Genomic DNA, 10,484 nt, shown 5'->3' on the forward strand with positions numbered 1-10,484 from the left:
GCCGCTCACAGACCCCGCACAGATCGCTCACACCGGAAGCGGGTCCCTCACGGGCGTGCGGCCGCGCGGAATCCGGTCCAGCGCAGGTCACCGGACAGGTGACTCTGGTCGTTGAACATCACCAGGGTGGGTGACAGGCCGGCCCGGTAATCGATCACGGTGAGGCCCGTGTTCGCGCTGTCCAGGCCGAGCCACTGGGTGGGCGGGGCCTCCAGCGCGTGGCGTACCAGCCAAGCGATCGGGTACGCGTGCGTGATCAGAACCTCATGCGAGTCGGGCTCGTTGCGCTCGGGGGCCTTGGTGAACCGTGCCACGAGGGCCTCCGCGGTACGCCGGCCGGTCGCCGCCTCAGCCTCGTCGTAGCCGTCGAAGAAGCCGGCCCAGGCGCGGGGCATCTCGTCCGCGTTCGGCACGTACGGCACGTGGTCGATGAGTTCGGCCGCCTCGGCGACCGGCACGTCCGGCAGATGTTTGGCGATCTCGCGTGCGCTCACGGCGGCACGCGGCAGCATCGAATGCCACACCGCGTCGATCGGCAGCCGGGCGAGCCGCCGGCCGAGAAGGTCGGCCTGCTGGTGCCCCACGTCGGTGAGCTCGCCGAAAGCGTCCGCCGCTCCGTGTCGCGCCAAGTAGAGATATCGGGTAGCCACGGGAGAAATCTACCGGCTTCCCGGCTCGACGCCACGCGGAATTCCGAGTGTCGACAGTAGATCCTCGTGAAGCTCCATCCACACGGCGTGGCACGACGCGACACCGACTCCGGCCACCCACTGCCCGTCTCCGGCTCGTGCCCGCGCCAACGCGGCGCCGAACCGATCGGCGTAGCCGCCGAAGCGAGCCAGCACGCTGACGAGAGCGTCGATCAACCGGGTCAGCTCCGCGCCGATCACCGTAAGCTCGTCCAGAACCCGGCCGTCCCACTGCGGGTCGCTGTGGTCGTTGGACGCCAGCCGGTCGCCCTCAGCCGGCCGCAACTGCCAGTCTGTACAGGCTTTGACCAGTCGTCCGTTGAGGACTTCGAACTCCTTGTGCGCCTGCTCGACCGTCGCGCGGCCACCGGCCCGGTCGAGTTCCTCGGCCAGTTTTCGGGAATCCTGGTCCCGGCCGGACTCGGTGAGCGTCCACCCGCTGGTGTCCCCGAATTCGACGTGGGTCACCCACCCGTACGCTTCGAAGTCTCGCAGGAGCTCCGAAGCGATGTCCTGGTTGATGCCGCTGCGACGAGAGACTGCCGCGTCGCCGGCCACCCCGGTCACCCGCAGGGCGTGCAGAACAGACAGTTCTGGCGATGTGGCATGAGTCATGGCAGTGAGCATTCAGGCTCGCGAACGGGGCGTCAACGTGCCACACATACGACGCAACTTATGCCAAGCCCCCCATTCGGGCCGATGTACCATGCACGGGAACCGAGGGGAGTGGCTGTTGCTGATCGACCTGGCCGACGCCGAAGCTGCGACGTCCGGCGGCAAGGCGGCAGTGCTCGCCCGGCTCCTCGAAGCAGGTCTGCCGGTGCCGCCTGGTTTCGTGGTGCCGGCCTCCGCCTATGAGCAGGCGGCCGACGGCCCCTCCGCCGAGCTGGCCGCCGCGATCGCCCGGGCACTGCCGCGGCTCGGCGACGGTCATGTCGCCGTACGCTCCTCAGCGACCAACGAGGACACCGCCCAGGCCACCGCCGCAGGGCAGCACGACACCTTCCTCGGCGTCCGCGGGCCCGACGAGGTGATCGACGCCGTACGCAGATGTTGGGCCTCGCTGTGGTCCGAGCGCGCCGTGGAATACCGGCGCCGGCGGGGAGACACGGAGTCACCGACGATCGCCGTCCTGGTGCAGCGTCTAGTGGACGCGGACGTCGCGGGGGTGATGTTCACCGGCGACGACATCCGGCTGGAGGCGTCCTGGGGCTTGGGCGAGAGCGTCGTCAGCGGCCACGTCACACCGGACTCCTGGGTGGTGTCCGGCGGCGACATCACCCATCGGGCGCTCGGCATGAAGAAGACCCGGATCGACCGCACGGTCAGCCGCGGGGTGGAACCGGCCGACCGGGATCGCTTCTGCCTCACCGACGACGAGGTCACCCGGCTCGCACAGCTCGGTCGGCAGATAGCCGCCCTGCTGGGCGGCCCACAGGACATCGAGTGGGCAATCGCCGATTCCCGGATCTGGATCCTTCAGTCCCGCCCGGTGACCACCGCCCTCCCCGCCACACCCCCGGCCGCCGCGGCCGCCGAGGGCAAGGCCCTCACCGGTACGCCCGGAAGCCCGGGTATCGCCACCGGACCGGCGCGCGTGGTGCGCGGCCCCGCCGACTTCGCCCGGGTACGGCCCGGTGACGTACTCGTCTGCCGCACCACGGATCCGTCGTGGACCCCGCTGTTCGGCGTGGTCGCCGCCGTCGTCACCGAAATCGGCGGCCTGCTCTCGCACGCCGCGATCGTCGCCCGCGAGCAGGGCCTCCCTGCCGTCCTGGCCGTCCCGGACGCGATGACAGCCCTGCCCGACGGCGCGCCAGTGGAGGTGGACGGAAACACCGGCTCGGTGGCACGCCGTGATTCCTAATCCGAGAGTTGTCGGCTGGTCCCGGGCGAGAATCGTTTTTGAGCCGCCTGTTTGCTGATACCCAGGGTGAGCCCGATGTCCGTCCATGACGCGCCGGATGCGCGCGCCTGCTCGACGAACTGGCGGACCAGTTCGTGGGCGGAGGCCCGGAGTTCGCCGGACACGTGCACCGCAACGGCAAGGCGCTCGAGCGAATCGTGGCCGGCTGCTCGAACTACTTCGGTCAGATGTTCCAGTCGCCCAATATCGCTCATCCCAGGGTCCACACCGTCGACCATAGGCTCCCGTACGGGCGACCGCGAACTCGCTGTTCGAGGGCGCGGAGAGCCTGAGACCGCCCGACACTCACGAGCAGCCACGACCAGACTGCGCGGGTGTGGAGATCACGGGGGATAGGGCTTGGGCACGGTGGCGTCCTTCCAGCCCGCGCGGTCCAGCCGCCTCGCGTAGATGCGCCAGCAGAGACCTCTCCGCGCGGGGCATCACTATCACCGAGGGTGCACAAAAGCTACGCATATCGATCTTGACGCAACCACTCCAACGCAGTTTCGGCCACCGATGGGCACTTGATAGCGATGCTGGTCGACCGGGTCCGTGGTCACGGGTTGGAACTGACCGGCGAGAGCGGCTGCTGCAGAAGCCGGCCAAGCGGGTCCTGGAGTCGGCGCTCGAGGGTGAGATCACCGACCACGTCGGCTACGACAGGCACGACGCGCAGGGCCGTGGTAGCGGACACTCCCTTAACGGTCACCGGGCCAAGACCGTGGTGACCGATGTCGACCCGGTCGACGCCGTGAACGTGAAGATCAGGGACGGCCAGGTTGGAAACGCACCGCTGAACGCCTTCCAGATCGCCTTCGAAGGCCGGCTGATCCCGGCCACCAACTGGACAGACCCAGTACGGACGAGTGTTCCCCTGTGCCTGGTCAACGATCCCCGTACATGCGTGTCACGGGTGGCGAGGCGTGCGCCGGGCCCCATCGGGCGCGGTCGGCAGCGCAGCAGGTCACCGAACCTGACCACCGACCAGCGTTATCGGGGAGTTTTCGGGGGAGAATTCAAATAAGCCAAAGGCCCTGATCAGCGTTTCCGCTGGCCAGGGCCTTTGTTTTGTGCGCCCGAAGGGACTCGAACCCCTAACCTTCTGATCCGTAGTCAGATGCCTAGTGGTCACGAGCACACTCTGTAGCCTCCGGACTGAAAGCCGTCTCCGAGGACATATTAGCAGCTCAGAGCGACTCCACGTTTCCGCAGGTCCGGGCCGAGTGCATGATTTAAGCGCCTCGCTGATCGACAGCCGCCACGCGACCATGCTGATGCGGTCGCGCCCGTGCTGAAACGGTCGCCGACATCCGATCACCACCGGATCACCACGCACCACCATCACACAGCGTAGGACCTGCTTCAATCGGGCTGCTCAGGGCGAAGTACCGACACACCTGTTACCGCGGCTACTGCGTCGTGACACCCGCCGCAGTGACATGCGATCACCTGCGGATCACCATCCTCGACACGGCATCGGGCCATCATCCCGAGTCTCCGTCGAAGATTCGTCACCGACAGCCATCGTCATGAAGGGCCATCCGTCCCATGGTGGAGGACGCCCGGCAGCGTGGATCATCGCGGGCCGGGACGCCCTCCGGTGTCGACAACGACGCCAGGCGCCGCCTCAGGGCCGGCGGGTCACGGCCAAGCAACACCCAGCCCCTTAAAGCCATCATTCCGCTATTGCCACTACTTGGCAATAAGACATACTGGCGGAGACACACCCGTTTGATCACCGGAAGGTTCTCCATGGCCGTTTACACGCTGCCCGACATGCCGTACGACTACGGCGCCCTCGAACCGGCCATGTCCGGCCAGATCCTCGAACTGCACCACAGCAAGCACCACGCCGCCTACGTCAAGGGCAGCAACGACACCCTCGACCAGCTAGCCGAGGCCCGCGACAAGGGCGACTACACAGCGCTGGTCGGCCTGGAGAAGACCCTGGCGTTCAACCTGTCGGGGCACGTGCTGCACTCGATCTTCTGGAACAACCTGCGCCCCGGCAGCAGCGCCGACCGCCCCGACGGCGATCTCGACGCCGCGATCGTCGAGCACTTCGGCTCGTTCGAAGCCTTCAGCGCTCAGCTGTCCACCGCCACCAAGGGCGTGCAGGGCTCCGGCTGGGGTGTCCTCGCGTGGGAGCCGCTGTCGCAGCGGCTCATCGTCGAGCAGATCTACGACCACCACGGCAACGTCGGCCAGGGCTCCACACCCGTCCTGGTCTTCGACGCCTGGGAGCACGCCTACTACCTGCAGTACAAGAACGTGCGCCCCGACTATGTCGACCGGCTGTGGAACCTGGTCGACTGGGCCGACGTGACCAAGCGGTTCGACGCGGCCCGCGCCGCCGGCAACCCGATCATCCTCGCCCCGTGACAGCGACCGGCTCGGATCACACCAGCCCGGGAAACGGTATTCCCGGGAATCCGGGGCCCGGGCCGGCCATCCTCGCCGCCCAGCAGGCCGCCGGCGTCGTCGCAGCCAAACACCGCGGCGACTTCGCCGGCGCCGAGAACTTGCTGGCGGCGATGGGCGACGAACGTACCCAGGCTCGGGGTTTTTGCCTGCTCGCCGAACTGGCCTTGGCCTTGGTCCGAACCCAGACCGGGCAGAGCATGGATGACCTGGTCCAGGAACTCTGTCTACTGATGGCCGAGGCAACTCACGCCGGGCCACCCATCGCAGACTGAGTCAGTCGATGCGGGTGACCAGTTCGGACAGTGGCTTACGACGGTCTCCCAGCGCCTCGCGCGGCACTGCGGGGTCGTCGGCGGCGTGGCCGAGCGTCATGACACCGGCCAGCGCGACGTCGTCCGATAGCCCGGCGACCGCGGCCAGGGCGGCGAGCTCGTCCGGCGGCGCGGGGCTGTAGAAACCGGTGGCGAGTCCTTCGTTGGCGGCGGCCAGCTGCAGCAGCATGAGCAGGGCGCCGCTGTCGAACCACCAGAACGGCACCGGCCACGGGATCTCGCTGCCGTCGGCCTCGACCTTGTCGTCCTGCTGGTAGCGCTCGTGGTGAAAGCTCTCGCGGACACCGATCGCGATCTGGACGGGGGCCTGGCTGATCCACGGCTGGTGGCCGTGCTCGAGGTACCAGGGTTCGGCGATGGCGGCGAGTTCGGCACGGCGTGCCGGGTCGGTGATGACGACGATCCGGTGTCCTTGGGCGAATCCGGCGCTCGGGGCACGGTGCACGACCTTGATGATGCGGTCCAGGGCGTCCGGCGCGTCGCGGTCGACTCCAGCGGTACGGTCACCGACCGGGTCGACTTCGCCGACTGGCCGCTGCTGGCCAAACTCACCTCCTGGGGCATCTACGCCCACATGGGCCTGCTCTTCGGCCTGGCCGATCAGGTCGTCCTGGCCGCCCTCGCGATCGGTGTGATTACCGTGATCGTCTGGGGTTACCGGATGTGGTGGCAGCGTCGTCCCACCCGGGCCGACCGACGTGCCTTCGCCGGAGCGGCACCGGCCCGCGGCGCCTGGCAGCAGGTGCCGACGTGGGGCATCGTCGTCGGTGTCCCGGCCGTGGTCGCCCTCGGTTTCGCTCTGCCGCTGTTCGGTGTCCCGCTACTGGTGTTCCTGGTCTTCGACCTGATCGTCGGCGCGGTCCGGGGACGCCGCAAGCCTGAGGTGCCCGTCTCGCCCGCACCGTCGGGAGGCTGAGCCGTGCGGTCCGGCCGATCCGGGCCGGACCGGGCACAAACTGAACCGACCGGGTCCGGCGCCCGTATCCGTCGCGATACCGCATCGCGAGAGGGCACGATGATGGCTGACGACGCCGAGTTGACCGGATGGGCGTTCGCGGCCGGACGCGGCTACACCGATGCCGCGACCGCCCTGATCCGGGCCACCCAGTTCGAGGTCGCCCGGTTCCTCCGCTCGTTGATCAACGATGCCGACATCGACGATCTGACGCAGGAGACGTTCCTGCGGGCGCTGCGTTCCCTGCCCGACTTCGCCGGCCGCTCATCCGTACGGACCTGGCTGTTCTCCATCGCCCGGCGAGTCGCCGCCGACCACGTCCGGAACCTCACCCGGCGCCCCAAGATCGCCGCGGTCACCGACTGGACGCTCACCGCCGACGCCGCCGGCATGGACGCTCGTCCACGGTTCGAGGAAGAACACGCCATCGGTGCGTTGCTCGCCGCGCTGCCCGAGGATCGGCGTGAGGCGTTCGTCGCCACTCAGATCCTCGGCCTGTCCTACTACTGCAACCCGATGTCGTTGCTTACGGCGGTTCGAGTCGTTTGCGGTAATGACAGGCGCGGGCTTGCTCCTGGCGTCGGCGGCGGTAGCGCGACCAGTGCCAGAGATGCTCGGCGGTATGCGCGACGGTCAGGACGAACCGGGCGAACAGGCGGCGGATTTCGTTGCTGGTCAGCGGGATCAGCTCGCCGCCGCCTGCACCGGGACCCCCTTTACAGACTCGACGGCACGGGTCACGACCAGGAACGCGGCAGCGGCCATTGCCAGGGTGATGTGCGCGTACCAGGCGTCGTAACGACGGACCTGGTACTGGTCCAGGCCAACCTCGTTCTTCGCGGTCTGGAACGACTCCTCGATCGCCCAGCGGGCGCCGGCGATTCGGACCAGATCTCGCAGCCGGGTTCCGCGCCGTCCGAAGCACCGGTAGTAGGCGATTTCGCCGGTGCTGACCGAACGGCGGGCCAGGACCCAGCCCCGGCGATCGTGCGGGAACGTCGTGCGGATCGGGGTCCACGCCCAGTCGTAGACCCTCGGGCCATGCGCCCCGTCGCCGGAGGACAGCCGCTGCCAGGCACCCGGCCGGATGCTGCCGATCAGGTCCTTGACCGGGCAGAAGGTGTGCAGGCCGGCGGGCACCTCGTCGTCGTTGCGGGTGGCCATCACGTAGGCGATGTCCTGTTCCTGCAGCCAGTCACGCAGGCCGGGGTTCTGCCCGAACGCCTCGTCGGCGGTGAACCATGCGAACGGCACCTTCGCGGTCACCGCCCGTTCGATCATGGCTCTGGCGTGTTCGGGTTTGGTCGCGAAAGCCACGTCCTCGGGCACCGCCGCTTTCGCGCACCGGTCCGGATCCTGCGTCCAGGACTTCGGCAGATACAACTCCCGGTCGATCAATGCCCGCCCTCGCGGTGAGGCGTAGGCCAGGAAGGTGCCGATCTGGCAGTTCTCGACCTTCCCGGCCGTGCCCGAGTACTGCCGCTGCACCCCGGCTGAGCGGACACCCTTCTTCACGAACCCGGTGTCATCGGCGATCAGCACCCCGCCTGAATCGCCCAGATGCTCGACCACGTAGTCCCGCACATCGTCACGGACCTCATCCGGGTCCCAGCACGGGCTGTACAACATCTCTTGCAGCGCGTTCGGTGAGCGGCGGCCGGCCTGCTCGGAGAGCGTCCATCCGTTACGTCGTTCCAGCGGGGCAAGCAGCCCGCGGATGTAGGCGAACGCCAACCGCCGCGGTTCCACCCGCGCGAAACGACCCGCAATCAGGGCGAACATGTCGTCCAGCCCGGCCTGCCACTCGTCGAGCACCTCGCCACCCAGCATGACCAATCAACGAGCCACTGCAGCCCAGGTCGCAACAGCGGGTTGCAGTACTAACCGCCTTCACGCAACCGGCGACAGAGCCAAGGTCCGGGACGGCCAGGTCGCCAACCGGCCCATCTACGCGGCCATCGGCGTCACCGTGGACGGTCACAAGGACGTCCTGGGCCTGTGGGCCGGCGCCGGTGGTGAGGGCGCCAAGTTCTGGCTCAGCGTCCTGGTCGATCTGAAGAACCGTGGCGTGGCCGATGTCTTCTTCGTCGTCTGCGACGGGTTGAAAGGGTTGCCGGACAGCGTCGAGGCGGTCTGGCCGCAAGCCATCGTGCAAACCTGCATCATTCATTTGATCAGGAATACGTTCCGGCTGACGTCCCGAGCCGATTCGGATGCGATCAAGCGTGATATTCGGCCGATCTACACCGCTGTCAACGCGGACGCGGCGGCGGCTGCGCTGGACGATCTGGAAGAGAAATGGGGTACGAAGTACCGGGCGATGATCCGGCTGTGGCGTAACGCCTGGAACGAGTTCATCCCGTTCCTCGACTACGACGTCGAGATCCGGAAAGTGATCTGTTCCACGAACGCGATCGAGTCGCTGAACGCCCGCTATCGGCGGGCCGTGCGAGCGCGGGGACATTTCCCGAGCGGGCAGGCCGCGCTGAAGTGCCTGTACCTTGTGACCCGCAGCCTGGACCCGACCGGGACCGGCCGCGCCCGATGGACGATGCGCTGGTTGAGTCGGCACGGGGCGCGGTAAACATTCAGGCGGTGCGCGAAGGGTGACGGCCAGAGCGAGGTAAGTGATTGGCCCGGCCGGTTGGGTATCGGCTGGTCCACTATGGTTTGATCTTGGCGTGTCGGCGTTGGAGGATCTGTCTCGTGACGAGCTGATCTCTCTCGTCCGGGCGCAGGCCGAGCGGATCGCTGAGCAGGACACGCGGATCGCTGAGCTGACCGACCGGCTGGCCCGGCTGGAGCATCTGCTGTCGCGGAACTCGAAGAACTCCTCGCTGCCGCCCTCGCGCGACGATGATGTGGGCCGCACCCCGCCCAAGCCTCGCGCTGCCGGCGGCGCAAAGCGGTCGCGGGGCAAGCAGCCGGGTGCGCCGGGGTCGAACCTGGCCTGGCGGGAAGCGCCCGATGATCACCGTGACCGGTTCCCGCAGGGCCGGTGCGAGTGTGGCGCGGACATGGCCGCAGGCCGGGACCTGGGCGTGGTCGACCGTTACCAGCAGCACGAGATTCCGCTGGTCGCGGTCGAGGTCACCCAGTACGACCAGCATGCGGTGGCCTGCCGGTGCGGCCTCGTGCACACCGCGGACCGGCCGGAGGGTGCCCGTAGCGGGCCGGTCGGGTACGGCCCGAACCTGCAGGCCTGGTGTGTCTACCTGATGGTGGTGCACTTTGTGCCGGTGCAACGCTGCCGGGCCTTGGTGGAGTCACTGACCGGGACCGCGCCGTCGGCCGGGTTCGTGCACGGCATCCTCGAGCGTGCCGCCGGCCTGCTGGGCGAGGCCGACAAACGGATCCGGGCGCTGCTGAGCGCCGCCTATGTGCTCTGCGCGGACGAGACCCCGCTGCGGATCGGGCCGGCCGCCCCGGCGGCGGGCCGCAAGAAGGCCGAACGGTATCTGCTGGTCGCCTGCACCAGCCTGTTCACCCAGTTTCTGGTCGGTGGCCGCGACCTGGGCACCTTCAAGGCGATGGTCCTCAAGGACCTGACCGACGGTTCGGTGATCGTGCACGACAGGTATCAGAACTACGACACGACGGCGTTCGAGCACCTGCTGCACCAACTGTGCTGTGCTCATCTGCTTCGTGATCTGGACGGTGCCGCGGAGATCTATCCGGACGAGCAATGGCCGGTGCAGATCGCCGACGCGCTGCGCGGCCTGATCCACCAGGCGAACCTCGCCCGCGACGCGGGTGCCGCCGGCATCGAGCAGACGATCGCCGACGAACCGATCGGCCGGTTCCGCCAGGGTGTGCTGGTCGGGTTGAAGGCCACCGGCGAGCACGGCGCCCGGCCCGGCGAGCGTAAGGCCCGGCTACTGCTGGAGACCTGTTGCGCCCCGGGTTAGATGGAGACATCGAAACCTGGAGGAACACCGGCGATGCCTGCACCGAAGAAGTACAACGATGATCTGCGTGAGCGTGCGACCCGGTTGGCGGTCGAGGCCCGCCGGGATCCGGCGTCCGCGGTCGGGGCGATCCAGCGGATCGCCGGGTCGCTCGGGGTTCATCCGGAGGCGCTGCGCACGTGGGTGAAGAAGGCCGAGACCGACGCCGGCGTACGGCCGGGCACGACCAGCAGCGACGCCGAACGTATCGCCGCGCTGGAACGGGAG

Annotated in this window: 12 protein-coding genes, 1 tRNA gene and 2 pseudogenes; 9 read left to right on the top strand and 6 right to left on the bottom strand. The window is 68.1% G+C overall.

What is annotated here, in order from left to right:
• Positions 1-47: 47 nt before the first annotated feature.
• Both CLV70_RS37060 and CLV70_RS37065 read right to left on the bottom strand, forming a co-directional pair.
• Positions 48-650: a histidine phosphatase family protein gene (locus tag CLV70_RS37060; protein ID WP_106131297.1), complete on the bottom strand. Its 603-nt coding sequence runs from the start codon at positions 648-650 to the stop codon at positions 48-50.
• Between the two features lie 9 nt (positions 651-659).
• Complete coding sequence (locus CLV70_RS37065; protein ID WP_106131304.1) at positions 660-1,304, bottom strand: transcriptional regulator; 645 nt, start codon at positions 1,302-1,304, stop codon at positions 660-662.
• A 118-nt stretch (positions 1,305-1,422) separates the two neighbouring features.
• Here CLV70_RS37065 and CLV70_RS37070 point away from each other — a divergent pair, with 118 nt between their 5' ends.
• Entirely contained in the window at positions 1,423-2,556 is a 1,134-nt protein-coding gene (locus tag CLV70_RS37070; RefSeq protein WP_170148709.1) for a PEP/pyruvate-binding domain-containing protein, read from the top strand.
• On the opposite strand, the gene CLV70_RS39430 is transcribed toward CLV70_RS37070, so the two are convergent.
• Positions 2,553-2,822: a hypothetical protein gene (locus CLV70_RS39430; protein ID WP_146164312.1), complete on the bottom strand. Its 270-nt coding sequence runs from the start codon at positions 2,820-2,822 to the stop codon at positions 2,553-2,555. The two genes, CLV70_RS37070 and CLV70_RS39430, sit on opposite strands and share 4 nt — an antisense overlap.
• 257 nt (positions 2,823-3,079) lie before the next feature.
• On the opposite strand from CLV70_RS39430, the gene CLV70_RS39435 reads away from it, so the two are divergent.
• A complete protein-coding gene (locus tag CLV70_RS39435) occupies positions 3,080-3,622 on the top strand; it encodes a transposase (protein WP_158277923.1) in 543 nt (180 codons plus the stop codon).
• Positions 3,623-3,669: 47 nt separating this feature from the next.
• Here the strand turns inward: CLV70_RS39435 and CLV70_RS37075 are convergent.
• Positions 3,670-3,736, bottom strand: a tRNA-OTHER gene (locus CLV70_RS37075).
• A gap of 614 nt (positions 3,737-4,350) precedes the next feature.
• Between CLV70_RS37075 and CLV70_RS37080 the strand changes: the two genes are divergently transcribed.
• Positions 4,351-4,980, top strand: coding sequence for a superoxide dismutase (locus CLV70_RS37080; RefSeq protein WP_106131299.1), 630 nt, complete (start codon positions 4,351-4,353; stop codon positions 4,978-4,980).
• Positions 4,977-5,294, top strand: coding sequence for a superoxide dismutase (locus CLV70_RS37085; RefSeq protein WP_106131300.1), 318 nt, complete (start codon positions 4,977-4,979; stop codon positions 5,292-5,294). The genes CLV70_RS37080 and CLV70_RS37085 overlap by 4 nt, the downstream gene beginning before the upstream one ends.
• Before the next feature lies 1 nt (position 5,295).
• Here CLV70_RS37085 and CLV70_RS42045 read toward each other — a convergent pair whose 3' ends face one another.
• A complete protein-coding gene (locus tag CLV70_RS42045) occupies positions 5,296-5,799 on the bottom strand; it encodes a nitroreductase family protein (RefSeq protein WP_342750449.1) in 504 nt (167 codons plus the stop codon).
• Between CLV70_RS42045 and CLV70_RS37095 the strand changes: the two genes are divergently transcribed.
• Together CLV70_RS37095 and CLV70_RS37100 are read left to right on the top strand one after the other, a co-directional pair.
• Positions 5,794-6,270 carry a PepSY domain-containing protein gene (locus CLV70_RS37095; protein WP_342750450.1) on the top strand — a complete coding sequence of 159 codons (477 nt, stop codon included), beginning with the start codon at positions 5,794-5,796 and terminating at the stop codon, positions 6,268-6,270. The genes CLV70_RS42045 and CLV70_RS37095 overlap by 6 nt on opposite strands.
• Before the next feature lie 102 nt (positions 6,271-6,372).
• Positions 6,373-6,813 (top strand): annotated as a pseudogene (locus CLV70_RS37100) (sigma-70 family RNA polymerase sigma factor); the annotation flags it as partial.
• A gap of 180 nt (positions 6,814-6,993) precedes the next feature.
• Here the strand turns inward: CLV70_RS37100 and CLV70_RS37105 are convergent.
• A complete protein-coding gene (locus CLV70_RS37105) occupies positions 6,994-8,139 on the bottom strand; it encodes an IS701 family transposase (protein WP_425440272.1) in 1,146 nt (381 codons plus the stop codon).
• 82 nt (positions 8,140-8,221) lie between these two features.
• Between CLV70_RS37105 and CLV70_RS37110 the strand changes: the two are divergent.
• The 3 genes and pseudogenes from CLV70_RS37110 to CLV70_RS37120 all read left to right on the top strand — a co-directional run.
• Positions 8,222-8,893, top strand: a pseudogene (locus CLV70_RS37110) (IS256 family transposase); the annotation flags it as partial.
• 97 nt (positions 8,894-8,990) lie between these two features.
• Positions 8,991-10,217, top strand: a complete 1,227-nt coding sequence (locus CLV70_RS37115; protein ID WP_106131303.1) for an IS66 family transposase — start codon at positions 8,991-8,993, stop codon at positions 10,215-10,217.
• Between the two features lie 33 nt (positions 10,218-10,250).
• Positions 10,251-10,484: transposase (locus tag CLV70_RS37120; RefSeq protein ID WP_158277924.1), on the top strand; the 234-nt coding region annotated here is incomplete at its 3' end.

Source organism: Pseudosporangium ferrugineum, assembly GCF_003002065.1.
GTDB lineage: Bacteria > Actinomycetota > Actinomycetes > Mycobacteriales > Micromonosporaceae > Actinoplanes > Actinoplanes ferrugineus_A.

Excerpts from the sequence above, each read along its gene's own strand:
- CLV70_RS37065 (WP_106131304.1), bottom strand. The coding sequence starts at position 1,304 with ATGACTCATGCCACATCGCCAGAACTGTCTGTTCTGCACGCCCTGCGG.
- CLV70_RS37105 (WP_425440272.1), bottom strand. The coding sequence starts at position 8,139 with ATGCTGGGTGGCGAGGTGCTCGACGAGTGGCAGGCCGGGCTGGACGAC.
- CLV70_RS37080 (WP_106131299.1), top strand. The coding sequence starts at position 4,351 with ATGGCCGTTTACACGCTGCCCGACATGCCGTACGACTACGGCGCCCTC.